Below are 19,636 nucleotides of genomic sequence, written 5' to 3'. Positions count from 1 at the left end.
CCCTCCCGCGGACCGAGCACCCGTTCACTCGGCCGTTCCGAGCAGCCGGGCGGCCGCCGCGCGTCGGGTCCGGACGGTCTCGTCCGTCTCGTCCGCGCTCTCGTAGGCGGCCAGTACGGCGTGGGCGCGGGCTGTCGCCTCCTCGGGGTGACCCAGCTCCGTCGCCAGTTCGGCCGCGGCGAGTTGGGCGGCGGTGCGGTCGTGCAGTCCGGCGGGGCCGAGGGAGTCGAACAGGGTGATCGCCCGCTCGAAGTGGACCCCGCCCGAACCCCCGGCCTGGGCGAGGAGGTCGCCGAACTGGCGGTGCGTCTGGGCCAGTTCACGGGTCAGGTCGCCCAGGGCGCGGGAGTCCGCCGCGTCCTCCAGTGCCTCCTCGCACACCTCCACGGCCTCGGCCATCAGCCCCTCGGCCGCCGCCGTCCCGGAGTCCTCGCGCAGCGCCAGCCATGCGCGGGCCCGCAGGGAGCGGACGAGGAGACGGGTGTCGCCGAGGGCGCGCCACAGCTCGCCCGCGCGGGCATAGGCCCGGTCGGCCTCCGCCACCAGTCCCGCGCTGCCCAGGGAGTCCGCGGCGAGGTGCGCGAGCGTGGCGTGGTCGCGCTGCTCGGGCCAGTGCCGGGCGATGTCGGCGGCCAGCAGCCGCTGCTCGGCCGCCGCCCGGTGCTCGCCCAGCTCCTCCAGACAGTCCCCGAGCCACCAACGCGCCTGTACGACGGCCCCGTCACCGTGGGTCCCGGCGCGCAGGTCGGCCAGCGCCGACTCCAGCACCTCGGCCGCCTCCGCGCACCGCCCCTGCCGCAGCAGATATCCGCCCAGCTGCTGTCGCGCCCAGGCCCCAGACGTGCCGGACTCCCCGGCCTGGTCCGCCCAGTGCGTGGCCTGGAGCGCGTGCTCCGCGGCGGCGGCGACCTCACCGCGCTCGGCCGTCAACTCGGCTATTCGCAGACGCAGTTGGACCTGCCCGGCCGGTTCCACGTACGGGCCGCCGTGCTCCAGCGCCGCCCGCAGCGCCCGCTCGGCCTCCGCCCGGTCACCGGCCTCCTCGGCGAGCGCGGCGACCTGGACCTCGTACTCCACCGCACACCACGGCACCCCGGCCCGCACGTACTCCGCGACGGCCCGCCGGAGCAGTTCCGCGGCCCCCGCGCGGTCCCCGGCGGCCCCGGCCAGCTCGGCGAGCATCCCCCAGGACTCGGCGACCCGCGCCGCCAGCCGGGCATCCCCCTCGTCCGGTGTGCCGTGCCCCTCGACCAGGGCCGGCACCTCGCGCACCGCCGCCTCCGCGTCCCGGGCGGGACCCGCGCCGGTGCGCGCCCGGTGCATCAGGATCCGCGCCCTGCTCATCAGGACCGACGCGGTCTGCCGTACCCCGGTGGCCTCGGCGGCGTACAGCGCCCGGACCTCCTCGGACAGGCCGGTCACCCGGGCCAGGGCCGTGTCCTGCTCGCCCCGCAGCGCGCGGAAGTAGGCGCCCCGGGCGCGTGCCGCCAGCGCCTCGCCGGGGTCGCCCGCCGCCGCGTACAGCTCGGCCGCCCGCTCGAACAGCTCCGCGCCCTCGGGCCCCCGGGACATCGCCTCATGGTCGGCGATCAACGCGCGGTCCACCGGGGCGAGTTCGCCGTCATCGGCGGCCCGCGCCACCGCGGCCCAGGCGTCCACCGCCTCCGGACGCAGGGTGTCCGCCAGCCGGTGCGCCTCGGCGAGCAGGGCGGGGAGTGACGTTTCGGCGGCCGGGGACGGCGAGGTGGCGGCCGCCGGGGCGGCGGGCGCCGTGCGCGGCGTACGGACGCCCAGCGGAAGCCGGTCCACCAGTGGCCGCCGGGCCATCCGCGCCCGCGTCCGGTCGCCGACGTGCGGCGTCTCGTTGCGCGCGTCGAACCGCTCGGCCAGCGCCAGCGCCTCCGTGCGGGCGTGGGCCGCGAGGTCCCGCGCGGTCCAGGCGCGCCCGGCGGGGCCCGGCACCGGCTCGGCGCCGAGGCCCAGCTCGGTCAGGCGGTCGGTCAGCAGGGTCACCACGGCCAGGAAGTCCAGCCGGCTGCGCGGATGCCCGGTGTCCGTGAAATAGGCGGGCCGCTCGGCCAGCAGCTCAAGACCGCGCGCCTCATTGCCGCTCAGCGCGCAGAACTCCACGTGCTCGGCGTACGCGGTCCGCATGCTCTCCATGGGCCGCACCAGCCGCAGCCCCCGCAGATGGTGCGCCCGGGCCTCCTCGGCGCGGCCCAGCCGCAGCAGCGGGACCAGGGACGCGGCGAGCACCGAGTGCGGCTCGTGCGCACAGCTGAACTCGCCCTCCAGCACCGGCCGCCACGCGGTGAGCGCCGCCGCGTCCCGGCCCCGCTCCACCTGCCACAGCCCCTGCCCGTACAGCTCGCAGGCATGGCAGTCGGCCATCTCGTCCCGGTCGGCGGCCAGCCACGCGGCGTACGCCCGCTCCGCCCGCGCCAGATCCCCGATATGCGCGGCCACGCTGAACTCGGCGCCGCGCACGGCCCGTTCGGAGTACCCGGCGAGCCGGTAGCGGCGCTCCATCTCGCCCAGCCACTTCTCGACCGAGGCGAGCGGGATGTGCGGCTGGTCCAGCATGCCCGCCGACATCCACTTGAAGACCCAGTGCAGCGAGTGCGTCTCGTAGGCGTCGAAGTCCCCGGGCCGCTCGTCCCACAGGCGCAGCAGCCGCGCGAAGGGGACGAACATCTTGTCCTTCTCGGAGCTGTAGTTGTACACGCTCAACTGGTGCCCGAGCGCCTCGATGACAGCCAGCGGAACATTCAACCCCTCGGCAGCGGCGAGCAGTTGCTCCGCACGGGCGTTGCGGGCCGGCCCCTCGGGCCGCTCGGCGTTCTCCGCCATCGCCCGGCGCAGCGCCGCAAGGTCGGTGATCTCAGTCATCGGCCGTCCCCCGGGTCGCCCACTCCAGCAGATCGATGAACGCGCGGTTGAGCAGCGCGGAGTCCGTGGGCCGCAGCGGCCGTTGCGCCATCAGCAGCGCCTGCCCGTAAAGCGACTCGACCGCGGTGCCGATCAGTTCCGCGTCGTCCAGTGAACTCACCCTGCGGATCAGCGGGTTGAGATGGTTGAGCACCAGCCGGGCGCGCGGCGCGCTACCGCGCAGCGAACCCAGGATGCCCGCCCACAGATCGTCGGCCTGCTCCTCGGCGTCCGCCCGGGCCTGCTCGTGCCGGGCCGCCCGGTCGTCCAGGTGCAGCGCGGGCACCGACAGCGGATGGAAGGCGCGCAGTACGACATCGCAGCCCAGCGGGTCCAGCTTCGCCCGCGCCGCCGCCAGGAACCCGGTGAGCAGCAGCTCCACGCCCGGCTCGACGCCGTCCAGGTGCGCGGTCACGGTGTCCGCGTCCAGCTCGGCGACCACCGTCCCCGGCCGCACCGACGGCAGCGCCTCGATCAGCTCGCTGTCGTACGTGTAACCGCCGTTGACCACGCCCACGCCCTGCGCCGAGGCGATCGCCGCGACCTGCCGGTACTCCTCGACGCCCCGGGTGAAGTGCACCACCGGGTGCCGGCGCGCGAACTCCTCCAGCGACACCTGCCCGTCGGTCGTCTCGAACGGCAGCCACGGCAGCATCGTGCGCAGCATCTCGTGGTCGTGCCGGGCCAGCGACTTGACGCCGAGGTGGTGCACCGCGAGGAACGCCGCGAGCCGCTCCGGGTCACCGGCCGCGAGCCCGGTCAGCCACTCGCGGATCCGCTCGCCGAGCGCCTCCCGTACGGCGGCCAGCGTCTCGTCCTCGTACAGCGACTCGCGCGAGGCGGTCGGCCGCAGGCTGTCGGTGTCCAGCACACAGCGCACGAAGAACGCCCAGTCGGGCAGCAGCTGTTCGGCCCGCTCGGTCAGCAGCATCCCCTTGAGATGCACCCGGTGCGTCGCCCGCTGCGCCGGACTCACCGCCGACGGCAGCACATACGCCACCCCGCGGATCCCGGCCAGCGGTACGTCCAGGTCGATCGAGTCCAGCGGGGTGAACCCGAACAGCCCGTGACAGTGCCGGGCCAGCGCCACCCGGCGCGCGCCGGGGCTCGGATACGGCCGGTCCCAGGGCGCGGGCAGCTCGGTGATCCGCTCCTCGCCCACCCGGACGTCGTACGGCAGCAGCGCGCCGAAGTCCCGGGCCAGCGCGCGCACCCGCTCCGGCGCGAGCCACTCGGCGGCCCCGGGCCGCGGCGTGAGCTGCACCGTCGTACCGGGCTCGGGCCGCGCGGAGCCTGGCAGGGTCCGCACGGTGTACGAGCCGTCGTCCCGCGCCGTCCACTCCACCGGTGGCGCGTCCGGGGTGCGGGCGCTGCGGCTGACCACGCGGATCCGCTCGGCGACGACGAAGCAGGCGAGCAGGCCGATGCCGAACTGGCCGAGGAAGCCGGAGCGGGCCTCCTGGAGTCCCTCGGCGCGCTTGGAGCTGCGCCCGATGGTCGCCAGCAGTTCGTGCACGTCCGACTCGGTGAGCCCGATGCCGCTGTCCTCCACCCGCAGGCCGCCGTCCGCCGTGTGCAGCCGGACCAGCGCCGGGGCGTCGGGGGAGAGGGCCCGGCGGGCGGTGACGGCGTCCACGGCGTTCTGGAGCAGCTCGCGCAGGTAGACCTTCGGGCTGGAGTAGAGGTGATGGGAGAGGAGATCGACCAGACCGCGCAGATCGACCTGGAACGTGTGGGGAGGAGACGACTGGGAGGACTGGGATGACTGTGAGGTCTGGGAATCCATCGTCACTGCGCCGAAGGGGGAGGACGCGGCGCGGGGTAGGGCGGTCCCGCAGCGAAGGGCGGTGACCGCGAAGGACGGCCGGAACGCGTCATCCTAGGGCCCCGGCCACCGGGCCGACCAGGGGTTTCCGGGATCCGTACGGCATTCCGTTCGGCATCCCGTGCCGAACCCGCAGGGCAGGCGTCTACGGCATTGTCAGTGCGGTGGTGTGCAATGGATCTCGTGCCCGCACTGGAAGAACCCCTGAACCAGCCACTGAAGGCAGTGCTCGGCCCCGCCACCGCGAAGGTGATGGCCGAGCACCTCGGCCTGCGCACCGTCGGCGACCTCCTGCACCACTACCCGCGCAGATACGAGGAGCGCGGCCAGCTCACCCACCTCGCCGACCTCCCCATGGACGAGCATGTCACCGTGGTCGCCCAGGTCGCCGACGCCCGTCTGCACTCCTTCGCCTCCTCCCGGGCGCCCCGCGGCAAGGGCCAGCGCCTGGAGGTCACCATCACCGACGGCAGCGGCCGCCTCCAGCTGGTGTTCTTCGGCAACGGCGTGCACAAGCCGCACAAGGACCTGCTGCCGGGCACCCGCGCGATGTTCGCCGGCAAGGTCTCCGTCTTCAACCACCGTCTCCAGCTCGCCCACCCCGCCTACGAGTTGCTGCGCGGCGACGGCGAGGAGGCCGTGGAGACCTGGGCCGGCTCCCTGATCCCGCTCTACCCGGCCACCGCCAAGCTGGAGTCCTGGAAGATTGGCAAGGCGGTGCAGACGGTCCTGCCCGCCGCCCAGGAGGCCCTCGACCCGCTGCCGCCCGCCCTGCGCGAGGGCCGTGGACTGCTCCCGCTCCCCGAGGCCCTGCTCAAGATCCACCGCCCGGCCACCAAGGCCGACATCGCGGACGCCCGGGCCCGCCTCAAGTGGGACGAGGCGTTCGTTCTCCAGGTCGCCCTCGCCCGCCGCAGGTACGCGGACGCCCAGCTCCCGGCGGTCGCCCGCCGCCCGCGGGCCGACGGCCTCCTCACCGCCTTCGACGAGCGGCTGCCCTTCACCCTCACCGAGGGCCAGCAGAAGGTCTCCCGCGAGATCTTCGCCGACCTCGCCACCGAACACCCCATGCACCGGCTCCTCCAGGGCGAGGTCGGCAGCGGTAAGACGCTGGTCGCCCTGCGCGCCATGCTCGCCGTGGTCGACGCGGGCGGCCAGGCCGCCCTGCTCGCGCCCACCGAGGTACTGGCCCAGCAGCATCACCGGTCGGTCACCGAGATGATGGGCGACCTCGCCGAGGGCGGCATGCTGGGCGGCACCGAGCACGCCACCAAGGTGGTGCTGCTCACCGGCTCCATGGGCGCCGCGGCCCGCCGCAAGGCCCTGCTGGACCTGGCCACCGGCGAGGCCGGCGTCGTCATCGGCACCCACGCCCTGATCGAGGACAAGGTCCAGTTCCACGACCTCGGCCTGGTCGTCGTGGACGAACAGCACCGCTTCGGCGTGGAGCAGCGCGACGCCCTGCGCGGCAAGGGCAAACAGCCCCCGCACCTCCTCGTCATGACCGCCACCCCGATCCCGCGCACGGTCGCCATGACGGTCTTCGGCGACCTGGAGACCTCCGTCCTCGACCAGCTCCCGGCGGGCCGCTCCCCGATCGCGAGCCATGTCGTCCCGGCCGCCGACAAACCCCACTTCCTGTCCCGCGCCTGGGAACGGGTGCGGGAGGAGGTGGAGAACGGCCATCAGGCGTACGTCGTCTGCCCCCGCATCGGGGACGACATCGAGGAGGCGGCCGACCCGAAGAAGTCCGCCAAGAAGAAGTCCGCCGAGGACGAGGCCGAGAAGCGGCCCCCGCTCGCGGTCCTCGACGTGGCCGACCATCTCGCCAAGGGCCCCCTCCAGGGCCTGCGGGTCGAGGTGCTGCACGGCAGGATGCACCCCGACGACAAGGACGCCGTGATGCGCCGCTTCGCCGCGGGCGACACCGACGTCCTGGTCGCCACCACGGTCATCGAGGTGGGCGTGAACGTCCCGAACGCCACCGCGATGGTCATCATGGACGCCGACCGCTTCGGCGTCTCCCAGCTCCACCAGCTGCGCGGCCGGGTGGGCCGCGGCTCGGCGCCCGGCCTGTGCCTCCTGGTCACCGAGATGCCCGAGGCCAGTGCCGCCCGCCAGCGACTGAACGCGGTCGCGGCCACCCTCGACGGCTTCGAGCTCTCCCGTATCGACCTCGAACAGCGCCGCGAGGGCGACGTCCTCGGCCAGGCCCAGTCCGGCGCCCGCTCCAGCCTGCGCGTCCTTGAGGTCATCGAGGACGAGGAGGTGATCGGGGAGGCCCGGAGCGAGGCGATGACCCTGGTGACGGCGAACCCGGACCTGGACCATCTGCCGGGCCTGCGGACCGCGCTGGACGCGCTCCTGGACGAGGAGAGGGAGCAGTACCTGGAAAAGGGCTGAGGTAGGCCGCCCCAGGGGCGCGGGGCCGTATCGGACGTGCGGCTGCCGCCGTGGGGCGCCACCAGCCACAATGAACGCTGTAACCACCCACGACGAAGGACCGAACATGACTCGCGTGATCGCCGGCACAGCCGGCGGACGTCGCCTGGCAGTCCCGCCGGGAACCGGCACCCGGCCGACCTCCGACCGCGCACGCGAAGGTCTCTTCTCCACCTGGCAGTCCCTCCTCGGCGGCCCCCTGCGAGGCGAACGCGTCCTCGACCTCTACGCCGGCTCCGGCGCCGTCGGCCTGGAAGCCCTCTCCCGCGGCGCGGGCCACACCCTGCTCGTGGAGGCCGACGCCCGCGCCGCGAAGACCGTCCGCGAGAACGTGAGGAATCTGGGCCTTCCCGGTGCCGAGGTCAGAGCGGGCAAAGCGGAACAGGTCATCAGGACCGCGCCCCCCGCCACCCCGTACGACCTGGTCTTCCTCGACCCTCCGTACGCCGTCACCGACGACGATCTTCGCGAGATTCTCCTCACACTCCGCTCGGAGGGGTGGCTAGGGAGGGAAGCGCTGGTCACCGTGGAGCGCAGCACCAGAGGCGGTGAATTCCGGTGGCCGGAAGGCTTCGAGGCGATCCGGTCCCGTCGCTACGGCGAGGGAACGTTTTGGTACGGTCGCGCCGCCTCTACGTGCGAAGACGCACGATGACCGGACCGGAGAGCGAGGGATCACTAGTGCGCCGCGCCGTCTGTCCCGGGTCGTTCGACCCGATCACCAATGGACATCTCGACATCATCGCCCGAGCCTCCCGGCTGTACGACGAGGTCTACGTCGCGGTGATGATCAACCAGTCCAAGAAGGGCCTGTTCGAGGTCGACGAGCGGATCGAGCTGATCCGCGAGGTCACCTCGGAGTTCGCCAACGTACGGGTCGAGACCCACCACGGCCTTCTCGTGGACTACTGCAAGCAGCGCGACATCCCCGCCATCGTCAAGGGCCTGCGCGCCGTCAGCGACTTCGACTACGAGCTCCAGATGGCCCAGATGAACAACGGCCTGACCGGTGTCGAGACGCTGTTCGTGCCGACCAACCCCACCTACAGCTTCCTGTCCTCCTCGCTCGTCAGGGAGGTCGCGGCCTGGGGCGGCGACGTCTCCCACCTGGTGCCACCGCAGGTCCTCGCCGCTCTCAACAGGCGGCTGCGCAAGGACTGATGGGACTTGGGACTACAGTCGTCCCGTCCGTCTCCGATCCGGCTGTAGGAAGTGGCGAGCACAGGTGGACGTGCAGAAGAAGCTCGACGAGATCGTCTCCGCGGTCGCCGGCGCACGGGCCATGCCCATGTCGGCGTCCTGCGTGATCAACCGCGCCGACCTGCTCGCGATGCTGGAAGAGGTGCGCCAGGCGCTGCCCGGCTCCCTCGCGCAGGCGCAGGAGCTGATCGGCGACCGGGAGCAGATGGTCGAGCAGGCCCGCCAGGAGGCCGACCGGATCATCGAGACCGCGCACGCCGAGCGCGGCTCGCTGGTCTCCGGCACCGAGGTCGCCCGCCGCTCCCAGGCCGAGGCCGACCGGATCCTCGCCGAGGCCCGCCAGGAGGCCGAGGAGGTGCGCGCCGAGGCCGACGACTACGTCGACTCCAAGCTCGCCAACTTCGAGGTCGTCCTCACCAAGACCCTGGGCTCGGTCGGCCGCGGCCGCGAGAAGCTCCTCGGCACCGGACCGGGCCTGGACGAGAACGGCTACGAGGACGAGGACGCCCCCGAGCGCAGCCTCGACCCCGAGACGCTGCGGCACAACGCCGACGCGTACGTGGACACCAAGCTGGGCGCCTTCGAGGCGGTGCTCGCCAAGACCCTGGAGGCGGTCGGCCGCGGCCGGCAGAAGCTGCACGGCCGGATCGCCACCGACGACCTCGGCGCCCTCGCCGACGACACCACGACCTTCCAGCACTCCAGCGACGCCGACTACCTCGCCGACCTGGCCGCCCTCTCGGACACCCCGGCCGAGCGCCCGGCGGCCCGGCAGGAGCAGCCGTCGTACGAGCCCCGGACGGAGCGGCCCGCGTACGACCCGGCGGCCGAGCCCGGGTACGACCCGCAGCCGGAGCAGCCGGGATACGACCAGCATCCCGAGCAGCCGTCGTACGAGCCACAGCCCGCCTACGGCGCCTACGACCAGCAGCAGGGCGCCTACACCGGCTTCCCGCAGCAGGGCGGCTACGGGGGGCAGGACCCGTACGCCTACCAGCAGCAGGCCGACCCCTATACGTACCAGAGCGGCTATGTGCAGCAGGGCGGCTACGACCCCCAGCAGCAACAGCTGCCCCAGGCGCCGCAGCAGTCCCAGCCGCAGCAGGACTACGCCCTGGACGAGACCAGCCTCTTCGACACCGGCATGATCAGCGCGGAGCAGCTGCGGGCGTACGAGCAGGGCCGCGGTACCCGCTGACGGGGCCGGATTGGGCCCTGGGCGCAAGGTCCAGTATCCTGGCTCTTCGGTCGCGCGTGCCCTGACGCTCGCGTATGGAATCGCCCGCGACCACACTGCCCGGAAACACCGACGGGCGGTGTCCCTTCGAGTACGTAGATCGAAAGCAGGAATGGCCTCCAACGCCCGTCTCGACCACCGCAACCCCCTCGTGTTCGACACTCACGAGCTGGGTCGGCGTCCTGGCGCGCTACAGCGGCTCACCCGCGAGATCGACGCCCCGAGGGATCTCGGCATCCCGGGAGTCATCGAAGTGCCGGAAGGCGCCCCGATGGAACTCGGCCTCCGACTCGAGTCGGTCATGGAAGGGGTGCTTGTCACAGGCACCGCCCGTGCCACGGCCGAGGGGGAGTGCGTAAGGTGTCTGGAGCCGGTCGAGCTGGAGCTCGAAGCGGACTTCCAGGAGATGTTCTCGTACCCTGACGCCGACGACCGGGGCCGTGTGATCGCGGAACCGGGCGACGACGCCGAGGACGACGAGGACAGGCTCTTCATCGAGGACGGTCTTTTCGACCTCGAACCTGTGCTGCGTGATGCGGTGGTGCTCGCACTGCCGATGCAGCCGGTGTGCCAGGAAGACTGCCCGGGTCTGTGCTCCGAGTGCGGAGCCCGGCTCGCGGACGACCCGGAACACCATCATGACGCCGTCGACATCCGTTGGGCGGCTTTGCAGGGACTCGCCGGCACCACGACGGACGGCGAGAAGGACGAGATGAGCGGCGCCGAAGCGGGCGTCGACGAGAAGCAGGAGAAGTAGCCGTGGCTGTTCCGAAGCGGAAGATGTCGCGCAGCAACACGCGCCACCGCCGGTCGCAGTGGAAGGCTGCGGTCCCCACCCTGGTTGCGTGCGAGCGCTGCCACGAGCCCAAGCAGCAGCACATCGCGTGCCCGTCTTGCGGCACCTACAACAAGCGCCAGGTCCTCGAAGTCTGAGCGGTTGGTGAGAGGCCCGATGACAGACGCGAAAGCAGCTGGTCCCCGTCAGCGCGGGGGTAGCTCACCGGCCTCGTCCCACACAGTTCTGGAAGGGCGGCTCGGCTACCAGGTCGAGTCCGCCCTTCTGGTGCGTGCGCTCACCCACCGTTCCTACGCGTACGAGAACGGCGGTCTGCCGACGAACGAGCGGCTGGAGTTCCTCGGGGACTCCGTGCTCGGCCTCGTCGTCACGGACACGCTGTATCGCACCCACCCCGACCTGCCCGAGGGCCAACTGGCCAAGCTGCGGGCCGCGGTGGTCAATTCGCGTGCGCTGGCGGAGGTGGGGCGCGGCCTCGACCTCGGCGCCTTCATCCGGCTCGGCCGGGGTGAAGAGGGCACGGGTGGCCGGGACAAGGCGTCCATCCTCGCCGACACCCTTGAAGCGGTGATCGGCGCGGTCTATCTCGACCAGGGCCTCGACGCGGCGTCCGAGCTGGTGCACCGGCTCTTCGACCCGCTGATCGAGAAGTCCTCCAACCTGGGCGCGGGCCTGGACTGGAAGACGTCGCTCCAGGAGCTGACCGCGATCGAGGGACTCGGCGTGCCCGAGTACCTGGTCACGGAGACCGGCCCCGACCACGAGAAGACCTTCACTGCTGCCGCCCGCGTCGGAGGCGTCTCGTACGGCACCGGCACCGGCCGCAGCAAGAAGGAGGCGGAGCAGCAGGCCGCCGAGTCCGCCTGGCGTGCCATCAAGGCCGCCGCGGACGAGCGCGCCAAGGCGGCGACGGAGGCCGAACGGGCCGTCGTGCAAGCCGCCGAGGAGGACGACACGTCGTCCGCCACCGCCTGACGTAACAGCACGACAGCACGACAAGCAGCACCGAGCGCCCGCCCCACCGGTTCCGGACGGGGTGGGCGTTTCCTCTTCCGCGCCCCGCTGTCTCGTACAGCGCTTTTCCACGGGGGTTCCGATGCCCGAGTTGCCCGAGGTCGAGGTCGTCCGGCGGGGGCTGGCGCGGTGGGTGGCCCATCGCACCGTCGCCGAGACCGAGGTGCTGCATCCGCGTGCCGTGCGCCGCCATGTGGCCGGCGGCGAGGACTTCGCGCACCGGCTCAAGGGGCATCACATCGGCGAGCCCAGCCGGCGCGGCAAGTATCTGTGGCTGCCGCTGGAGGAGACGAACCAGTCGGTGCTCGCCCACCTCGGGATGAGCGGGCAGCTGCTGGTGCAGCCGCAGGAGACGCCCGACGAGAAGCATCTGCGGATCCGGATCCGGTTCGCCGACTCGCTCGGCACCGAGCTGCGGTTCGTGGACCAACGCACCTTCGGCGGGCTGTCGTTGCACGACAACACCCCGGACGGGCTGCCCGACGTCATCGCGCACATCGCCCGCGACCCGCTCGACGCGCTGTTCGACGACGACGCCTTCCACCAGGCCCTGCGCCGCAAGCGCAGCACCGTCAAACGGGCCCTGCTGGACCAGTCGTTGATCAGCGGGGTCGGCAACATCTACGCGGACGAGGCGCTTTGGCGCGCCCGTATCCACTACGAGCGGCCGACCGCCCACTTCACCCGCCCGGTCACGGCCGAACTCCTCGGCCACATCAGGGACGTGATGAACGCGGCCCTCGCCGTCGGCGGCACCAGCTTCGACAGCCTGTACGTCAACGTCAACGGCGAGTCGGGTTACTTCGACCGTTCGCTCGACGCCTACGGCCGCGAGGGCGAGCCCTGCCGCCGCTGCGGCACCCCCATGCGGCGCCGCCCGTGGATGAACCGCTCCAGCTACTTCTGCCCGAAGTGTCAGCGGGCGCCGCGCGTCGCGTCGTAACGCTCGCGCGAGGCCAGTACCTCGTCCATGGCGCCCTCCACGCACTCGATGAGGGCGAGCAGGCGCCTGGCGACCTCGCGGCCGAGCGGGGTCAGCTCGTAGTCGACGCGGGGCGGGTTGGTCGGCTGGGCCTCGCGGTGCACCAGCCCGTCGCGCTCCAGCGCGTGCAGGGTCTGGGAGAGCATCTTCTCGCTCACCCCGTCGACGCGGCGGCGCAGCTCATTGAAGCGCAGTGAGCCATCGGACAGCGCGCCGAGGGTCAGTCCGCCCCAGCGGCCCGTGACGTTCTCCAGCGTGCAGCGGGAGGGGCATGCCTTGGCGAAGACGTTGTAGGCGAGCTCGTCGGGATCCTGGGGGCGTGCGGTCATGACACCAGGATACGCCCACGCAGCGCTAACTGGCGGGTTGCACTAACTCATGGTTAGTGCTTTCCTTTGGCCATCGTTGTTGAGCTGCCCTTTCGAGGAGAGTCATGACCGCCCCCGTTCTTTCCATTGCCTACCACTCGGGCTACGGCCACACCGCCGTCCTCGCCGAGGCCGTCCGCGCCGGTGCCGTCGCGGCGGGTGCCGAGGCGCACCTGATCAAGGTGGACGAGATCACCGGGGAGCAGTGGGCGATACTCGACCGCTCGGACGCGATCATCTTCGGCTCGCCCACCTACATGGGCACCGCCTCCGGCGCCTTCCATGTCTTCGGCGAGGCGACCTCCTCGCGCTGGGCCGGCCAGGACTGGTCGGACAAGCTGGCCGCCGGCTTCACCAACTCGGGCTCCAAGAGCGGCGACAAGCTGCACACGCTCCAGTTCTTCCAGACGCTCGCCGCGCAGCACGGCATGCACTGGGTGAACCTCGGTCTGCTCCCGGGCTGGAACAGCAGCACCGCCTCCGAGAACGACCTCAACCGTCTCGGCTTCTTCGCCGGCGCCGCCGCCCAGACCGACACCGACCAGGGGCCCGAGGGCGTGCACAAGGCGGACATCGCCACGGCCGAGCACCTCGGCCGCCGGGTCACGGAGACCGCGCGGACGTTCGCGCGGGGCCGGGCCGCCGCGTAACTCGGCCGCCGGGCGGGGGAGTTCGGCTCAGGCGCCGAACTCCTCGGTCCACCAGGGCCCGCCCGCGCCGAAGTGCACGCCGACACCGAGGGTGTGGAAGTCGCAGTTGAGGATGTTGGCGCGGTGCTCGGGGCTGGCCATCCACGCCTTCACCACGGCCGCCGGGTCCGCCGGGCCGCGCGCGATGTTCTCGGCGCCGAGCCCGGTGACACCGGCCGCCTTCGCCCGGTCCCACGGGGACTTCCCGTCCGGGTCGGTGTCGGAGAAGAAGCCCCGCGCCGCCATGTCGTCGCTGAACGACTCGGCCAGGTTCGTCAGCGCCGAGTTCGCGGACAGCGCGCTGCACCCCGCCTTGGCCCGCTCGTCGTTGACCAGCTTCAGCACCTCCGCCTCGGCGGCGGCCTGCGCGGAGACGGTCACGGGCGGGGTGGTCGGCGAGGGCGCCGCGGTCTTGGTAGGGGTCGGGCTCGGCTTCGCCCTGGTGGGGGAGGGCTTGGGCTTGAGCGTGCCGGGGGCGGCCGGGGTGGTCCGGGGGGCGGTGGGCTTCGCGGACGGGGCCGAGGCGGTGGGCTTCGCGGACTTCGACGGGGTCGGTGAGGCGGAGGGCGACACGGAGCCCGAGGGCGAGGCCGACGGGGACTTCGTGGGCGACGAGGACGGGGTCGGGGCGGCGGAAGAGGGCGACCGCACGGCGCCCTGACCGGACGCCGAACCACCGGTGCCGGTGCCGGCGCCGGTGCTCGTACCGCCGCCGATGCCCGTACCGCCGTTGTCCGCGCTGCCGGACGTGCCGCCCTGCGCGTCGGCCGTGTTGCTGGGCGAGCCCGCCGCCCGGATCCGGTCGCCGCCGGTGGTGTGGGTGCTGCCGTCGAGTCGGTAGCCCTGGAAGCCCGGGACCACACGCGCGGCCACCGCGGCGGTGCCCAGGGCGACGGCCACACACATCCCGAGCAGTGTCATGCTCACCGCGCGCCCGGCCTGCCTCTGGCGCCGCGCTCCACGGGTGGGGCCCTCCTCCGGGTCCTCGCCGGGGCCGTCACCGGGACCTGCGCCCGGGTGCTCACCGGGGTCCTCGGCCGCGCCGGAACCGCTCGGCGGACCGCCCGGCGCACCCGGCTCCGGATGCGGCACCCCCGGTCCGGCCGCGAAGAGATACGCGTCCGCCTTGGCCCGCGCCGCCGCGTACGCCTCGGGGTTCAGATAGGGCGCGGTGCCCATCGGTGTCGGCGCCGTGGGCGCGGCGGTCGGATCGTCGCTCCCGGCGGCGGAGGCGCGCGGGTCGTCGCCCTCCGCGGCGCGGCCGGCGTCCGAGCGTCGGTGGCGTCCCATGACCTTGCCCTCTTCCTCGTACTTCCTTGGTGCTTCCGGCCGACCCAATCCCACTCGATCGAGTGGGTTTCCCCGGGGATGCGCCCGCGTGCGGACCGTACCTCATGCCCCTGGAGGGCGATGTGTCCCGAACGACACCGGCCGGTTAGGTTGCCCCCATGAGTGAGGATGTTCGACTGGTCGCCTGGGTGCGTGGACACGTACAGGGCGTGGGATTTCGCTGGTTCACCCGTGCCAAGGCACTGGAGATCGGCGGTCTGAGTGGTTTTGCTCTCAATTTGGCTGACGGCCGGGTCCAGGTCGTCGCCGAGGGCGCGCGCGAGGGCTGCGAAGGGCTGCTCGGCTGGCTCCAGGGGGCCGACACGCCCGGCCGTGTGGACGGCGTCACCGAGATCTGGGACACACCCCGCGGCGGCTACGACGGCTTCGCGATCCGCTGAGCCGAAGCCGTGCCGCCCCCGGCCGCCGGGCCCCGCGCACGGCGGCCCGGAGCGGAAACGGCCTGGTGGTTGCCAAGAAGGACCCGGCGTGGCAGGCTCCGCAGATACAGCTGATCGCTGCGCCCCAGGGCCAGGACGACTCGCTGCGCCGCCGTGTCCCTCCGGCCGCGCGCCCCGGTCCGCCCGCCAATACGGGGTGTGATCGTGTTGACCGTCAAACTTTTTGGTGAGACGCTGAAAGCCCCGCGCACCTTAGCTGTTTGGCATGGCGCAACAGCAGAGCAACACTCGGATGTGCCAAGCACCGCGGGTGCGAAATCCCTCACGACCCACACCGCATCGGTCGGTCACTCAGTGTGGAGGACCATCCATCATGGCAAAGGCGCTTCTCGGTTACGTCGGCGGCTCCGACCCTCGACTCCTCGCCGAGATGCGACGGTTGCAGCAGCGTGTTCAGGACCTGGAGTCCGAGCTGGTCAGGATCCAGGCGGAGAACGACGCGCTGGCGGCTGCCGCGTCTCAGGACAGGATCATGGAGAGCATCGACGCACACCAGGCGGAGCCTGCGCTCACCTGATCGCTGCATCGCTCCACGACAGCAGCAGTGGTTGGGCAGCCCATATCAGCCGCTCATCGGATCGGACGACCGGCATCCGAGGCCGTCCATGGAATGGCAAGGGACGCTTCGGCGTCCCTTCTTTCTTCCCCCGCGCATCCTTTCACCTTCTTCAACATCTGGTGTGCCCTGCCTGACCAGCGGTGAAACCGCGCGGTCAGGAGGGTTCATGGAGTGAGACAGTGGCGGCCGGTAGAGTCCGGCGGCGTGCACCTCAAGGCCCTGACCCTGCGCGGCTTCAAGTCGTTCGCCTCCGCGACCACCCTCCGGTTCGAACCCGGGATCACCTGCGTGGTCGGACCGAACGGCTCGGGCAAGTCCAATGTGGTGGACGCGCTGAGCTGGGTCATGGGCGAGCAGGGCGCCAAATCGCTGCGCGGCGGCAAGATGGAGGACGTCATCTTCGCCGGCACCACCGGGCGCCCCCCGCTGGGCCGCGCCGAGGTGTCCCTGACCATCGACAACTCCGACGGGGCGCTGCCCATCGAGTACGCCGAGGTCACCATCACGCGGATCATGTTCCGCAACGGCGGCAGCGAGTACCAGATCAACGGCGACACCTGCCGCCTCCTGGACATCCAGGAACTGCTCTCCGACTCCGGCATCGGCCGCGAGATGCATGTGATCGTCGGCCAGGGCCAGCTGGACTCCGTGCTGCACGCCGATCCGATGGGCCGCCGCGCCTTCATCGAGGAGGCGGCCGGCGTCCTCAAGCACCGCAGGCGCAAGGAGAAGGCGCTGCGGAAACTGGACGCGATGCAGGCCAACCTCGCCCGCGTCCAGGACCTCACCGACGAACTGCGCCGCCAGCTCAAGCCGCTCGGCCGCCAGGCCGCGGTGGCCCGCCGGGCCGCCGTCATCCAGGCCGACCTGCGCGACGCCCGGCTACGGCTGCTCGCCGACGACCTCGTACGACTGCGCGGGGCGCTCAACGCGGAGATCGCCGACGAGGCCGCCCTCAAGGAGCGCAAGGAGGCCGCCGAGCAGGAGCTGCGCAAGGCCCTGCACCGCGAGTCCCTCCTGGAGGAGGAGGTACGGCAGCTCACGCCCCGCCTCCAGCGCGCCCAGCAGACCTGGTACGAGCTGTCCCAGCTGGCCGAGCGGGTGCGCGGCACCATCTCGCTGGCCGACGCCCGGGTCAAGAGCGCCACCGCCGCGCCGCCCGAGGAGCGTCGCGGCCGTGACCCCGAGGACCTGGAGCGCGAGGCCGCCCGCGTCCGTGAGCAGGAGGCCGAGCTGGAGGCCGCCCTGGAAGCGGCCCGGCACGCCCTGGACGACACGGTCGCCCACCGCGCCGAACTGGAGCGGGAACTGGCCGTCGAGGAACGCCGGCTCAAGGACGTGGCCCGCGCCATCGCCGATCGCCGCGAGGGCCTGGCCCGGCTGAACGGCCAGGTGGGCGCGGCCCGTTCACGCGCCGCCGCCGCCCAGGCCGAGATCGACCGGCTGGCCCTGGCCCGCGACGAGGCCCGGGAACGCGCGGTGCGCGCCCAGGAGGAGTACGAGGCGCTCAAGGCCGAGGTCGACGGGCTCGACGCGGACGACACCGACCTCGCCGAACGGCACCGGGCGGCCAGGGAACGGCTCGCCGAAGCCGAGACCGCCCTGACCGAGGCCCGCCGGGCCGTCACCACCACCGAACGCCGGCGCGCCGCGACCCAGGCCCGCCACGAGGCACTGGCCCTGGGCCTGCGCCGCAAGGACGGCACCGGCATACTGCTGGACTCCACGGCCCACCTCACCGGCCTCCTCGGCCCGGCCGCGGAACTCCTGACCGTCACCCCGGGCTACGAGATCCCGCTGGCCGCCGCCTTCGGTGCCGCGGCCGACGCCCTCGCCGTGACCAACCCGACGTCCGCCGCCGACGCCCTCCGCCTCCTGCACAAACAGGACGGAGGGAGGGCGGCCCTGCTGATCGCCGGTCTCGAAGACGCGCCCCGAAGGGGCGCGGGGAACTGCGCGAGCCACCCCATCGCACCCGCACCCGACGACGAACCGATCCTGGCCGAGAAGTACGTCCGCGCCCCGTCGGAGCTGATGCCGACCGTCCGCAGACTCCTCCACAACATTGTGGTGGTCGACACCTTGGACGCCGCCGAAGACCTCATCCGCTCCCACCCACACCTCACCGCCGTCACCGCCGAGGGCGACCTCCTGGCCGCCCACTTCGCCCACGGCGGCTCCGCCGGCGCCCCGAGCCTGCTGGAGGTCCAGGCCTCCGTGGACGAGGCCGCCGCCGAACTCGCGGAGCTCTCGGTCCGCTGCGCGGAGCTGGCCGAGGCGGAGAACACGGCGACGGAACGCCGTACCGAGGCCGCCGCCCTGGTGGAGGAGCTGGGCGAACGGCGCCGGGCGGCCGACCGTGAGAAGTCCACCGTCGCCCAGCAGCTCGGCCGCCTCGCCGGTGAGGCCCGCGCGGCCGCCGGTGAGGCCGAACGCTCCGCCGCCGCTGCCGCGCGGGCGCAGGACGCGCTGGAGGGTGCCGTACAGGAAGCGGAGGAACTCGCGGAGCGGCTCGCCGTCGCCGAGGAGACGCCGGTGGCGGAGGAGCCGGACACCGCGGTGCGCGACCGGCTCTCCGCCGACGGCGCCAACGCGCGGCAGACCGAGATGGAGGCCCGCCTCCAGGTCCGTACCCACGAGGAGCGGGTCAAGGGCCTGGCCGGCCGGGCCGACTCCCTCGACCGCGCCGCCCGCGCGGAGCGGGAGGCACGGGCGCGGGCCGAGCAGCGCAGGGCCCGGATGCGCCATGAGGCGGCCGTCGCCCGGGCCGTGGCCGACGGCGCCCGGCAGCTGCTGGCGCATGTCGAGGTCTCCCTGGTCCGCGCCGATCAGGAGCGCACCGCGGCCGAGGCCGCCAAGGCCCGGCGCGAGCAGGAACTGACCGCCGCCCGCGCCACCGGACGTGAACTGAAGTCGGAACTCGACAAGTTGACGGATTCGGTCCACCGTGGCGAGGTACTCGGCGCCGAGAAGCGGCTGCGGATCGAGCAGCTGGAGACCAGGGCGCTGGAGGAGCTGGGTGTCGAACCGGCGGGGCTGGAGACGGAGTACGGGCCGCACCAGCCCGTGCCGCCCTCGCCCCCCGCCGACGGCGAGACGCTGCCGGAGGACCCGGAGCACCCCCGCAACCAGCCGCGCCCCTTCGTACGGGCCGAGCAGGAGAAGCGGCTCAAGGCGGCCGAGCGGGCGTACCAGCAGCTCGGCAAGGTCAATCCGCTGGCCCTGGAGGAGTTCGCGGCGCTGGAGGAGCGGCACAAGTTCCTCAGCGAGCAGCTGGAGGACCTGAAGAAGACCCGTGCCGATCTGCTCCAGGTGGTGAAGGAGGTCGACGAGCGGGTCGAGCAGGTCTTCACCGAGGCCTACCGGGACACCGCGCGCGAGTTCGAGGGCGTCTTCAGCCGGCTGTTCCCGGGCGGCGAGGGCCGGCTCGTGCTCACCGACCCCGGCAACATGCTCACCACGGGCGTCGATGTCGAGGCGCGGCCGCCGGGCAAGAAGGTCAAGCGGCTGTCCCTGCTCTCGGGCGGCGAGCGGTCGCTGACGGCCGTCGCGCTGCTGGTGTCGATCTTCAAGGCCCGGCCGAGTCCCTTCTATGTGATGGACGAGGTCGAGGCCGCGCTGGACGACACCAACCTCCAGCGGCTGATCCGGATCATGCAGGAGTTGCAGGAGTCCTCGCAGCTGATCGTGATCACGCACCAGAAGCGCACGATGGAGGTGGCCGACGCGTTGTACGGCGTCTCCATGCAGGGCGACGGTGTGTCGAAGGTCATCTCGCAGCGCCTCCGCTGACCCACTTCAAGATC

16 protein-coding genes are annotated in these 19,636 nt (G+C 72.4%); 12 read left to right on the top strand and 4 right to left on the bottom strand.

Annotated features, from left to right (window positions below):
* Positions 1 to 24: 24 nt before the first annotated feature.
* Both HEP81_RS12210 and HEP81_RS12205 read right to left on the bottom strand, forming a co-directional pair.
* Positions 25 to 2,889: a hypothetical protein gene (locus HEP81_RS12210; RefSeq protein ID WP_037654612.1), complete on the bottom strand. Its 2,865-nt coding sequence runs from the start codon at positions 2,887 to 2,889 to the stop codon at positions 25 to 27.
* On the bottom strand, positions 2,882 to 4,714 hold the full coding sequence (locus HEP81_RS12205) for an HSP90 family protein (RefSeq protein WP_037654611.1): 1,833 nt from the start codon (positions 4,712 to 4,714) through the stop codon (positions 2,882 to 2,884). Before HEP81_RS12205 ends, HEP81_RS12210 begins: the two co-directional genes overlap by 8 nt.
* Positions 4,715 to 4,927: 213 nt before the next feature.
* On the opposite strand from HEP81_RS12205, the gene recG reads away from it, so the two are divergent.
* The 8 genes from recG (at position 4,928) to mutM (ending at position 12,385) form a co-directional block, all read left to right on the top strand.
* A complete protein-coding gene (gene recG, locus HEP81_RS12200) occupies positions 4,928 to 7,156 on the top strand; it encodes an ATP-dependent DNA helicase RecG (RefSeq protein ID WP_037654610.1) in 2,229 nt (742 codons plus the stop codon).
* A 106-nt stretch (positions 7,157 to 7,262) separates the two neighbouring features.
* Positions 7,263 to 7,850: a 16S rRNA (guanine(966)-N(2))-methyltransferase RsmD gene (gene rsmD, locus HEP81_RS12195; protein WP_037654609.1), complete on the top strand. Its 588-nt coding sequence runs from the start codon at positions 7,263 to 7,265 to the stop codon at positions 7,848 to 7,850.
* A 26-nt stretch (positions 7,851 to 7,876) separates the two neighbouring features.
* Positions 7,877 to 8,356 carry a pantetheine-phosphate adenylyltransferase gene (gene coaD / locus HEP81_RS12190; RefSeq protein ID WP_216369648.1) on the top strand — a complete coding sequence of 160 codons (480 nt, stop codon included), beginning with the start codon at positions 7,877 to 7,879 and terminating at the stop codon, positions 8,354 to 8,356.
* 64 nt (positions 8,357 to 8,420) lie between these two features.
* Positions 8,421 to 9,593, top strand: a complete 1,173-nt coding sequence (locus HEP81_RS12185) for an ATP synthase F0 subunit B (protein WP_037654606.1) — start codon at positions 8,421 to 8,423, stop codon at positions 9,591 to 9,593.
* Positions 9,594 to 9,744: 151 nt separating this feature from the next.
* Positions 9,745 to 10,389 carry a YceD family protein gene (locus HEP81_RS12180; RefSeq protein ID WP_037654605.1) on the top strand — a complete coding sequence of 215 codons (645 nt, stop codon included), beginning with the start codon at positions 9,745 to 9,747 and terminating at the stop codon, positions 10,387 to 10,389.
* 2 nt (positions 10,390 to 10,391) lie between these two features.
* Entirely contained in the window at positions 10,392 to 10,565 is a 174-nt protein-coding gene (gene rpmF, locus HEP81_RS12175; protein WP_003951102.1) for a 50S ribosomal protein L32, read from the top strand.
* A gap of 19 nt (positions 10,566 to 10,584) precedes the next feature.
* Complete coding sequence (gene rnc / locus HEP81_RS12170; RefSeq protein ID WP_037654603.1) at positions 10,585 to 11,403, top strand: ribonuclease III; 819 nt, start codon at positions 10,585 to 10,587, stop codon at positions 11,401 to 11,403.
* A gap of 121 nt (positions 11,404 to 11,524) precedes the next feature.
* Entirely contained in the window at positions 11,525 to 12,385 is an 861-nt protein-coding gene (gene mutM, locus HEP81_RS12165) for a bifunctional DNA-formamidopyrimidine glycosylase/DNA-(apurinic or apyrimidinic site) lyase (protein ID WP_037654602.1), read from the top strand.
* On the opposite strand, the gene HEP81_RS12160 is transcribed toward mutM, so the two are convergent.
* Positions 12,358 to 12,753, bottom strand: coding sequence for a winged helix-turn-helix transcriptional regulator (locus HEP81_RS12160; protein ID WP_037654600.1), 396 nt, complete (start codon positions 12,751 to 12,753; stop codon positions 12,358 to 12,360). The genes mutM and HEP81_RS12160 overlap by 28 nt on opposite strands.
* Positions 12,754 to 12,857: 104 nt before the next feature.
* Here HEP81_RS12160 and HEP81_RS12155 point away from each other — a divergent pair, with 104 nt between their 5' ends.
* Positions 12,858 to 13,442: a flavodoxin family protein gene (locus HEP81_RS12155; RefSeq protein WP_037654598.1), complete on the top strand. Its 585-nt coding sequence runs from the start codon at positions 12,858 to 12,860 to the stop codon at positions 13,440 to 13,442.
* 27 nt (positions 13,443 to 13,469) lie between these two features.
* Here HEP81_RS12155 and HEP81_RS12150 read toward each other — a convergent pair whose 3' ends face one another.
* Positions 13,470 to 14,771: a CAP domain-containing protein gene (locus tag HEP81_RS12150; protein ID WP_037654596.1), complete on the bottom strand. Its 1,302-nt coding sequence runs from the start codon at positions 14,769 to 14,771 to the stop codon at positions 13,470 to 13,472.
* A gap of 158 nt (positions 14,772 to 14,929) precedes the next feature.
* Between HEP81_RS12150 and HEP81_RS12145 the strand changes: the two genes are divergently transcribed.
* The 3 genes from HEP81_RS12145 (at position 14,930) to smc (ending at position 19,622) form a co-directional block, all read left to right on the top strand.
* Positions 14,930 to 15,211: an acylphosphatase gene (locus tag HEP81_RS12145; protein WP_037654594.1), complete on the top strand. Its 282-nt coding sequence runs from the start codon at positions 14,930 to 14,932 to the stop codon at positions 15,209 to 15,211.
* 373 nt (positions 15,212 to 15,584) lie between these two features.
* Complete coding sequence (locus HEP81_RS12140; protein ID WP_018544743.1) at positions 15,585 to 15,788, top strand: hypothetical protein; 204 nt, start codon at positions 15,585 to 15,587, stop codon at positions 15,786 to 15,788.
* A 246-nt stretch (positions 15,789 to 16,034) separates the two neighbouring features.
* Positions 16,035 to 19,622: a chromosome segregation protein SMC gene (gene smc, locus HEP81_RS12135; RefSeq protein ID WP_037654591.1), complete on the top strand. Its 3,588-nt coding sequence runs from the start codon at positions 16,035 to 16,037 to the stop codon at positions 19,620 to 19,622.
* Positions 19,623 to 19,636 lie beyond the last annotated feature (14 nt).

The sequence above is a fragment of the Streptomyces griseofuscus genome, from assembly GCF_014673495.1.
In the GTDB taxonomy this organism is placed as follows: Bacteria; Actinomycetota; Actinomycetes; order Streptomycetales; family Streptomycetaceae; genus Streptomyces; species Streptomyces murinus.
The sequence above is the reverse complement of the archived record's forward strand: the minus strand, read 5'-3'. Positions and strand labels throughout refer to the sequence as shown.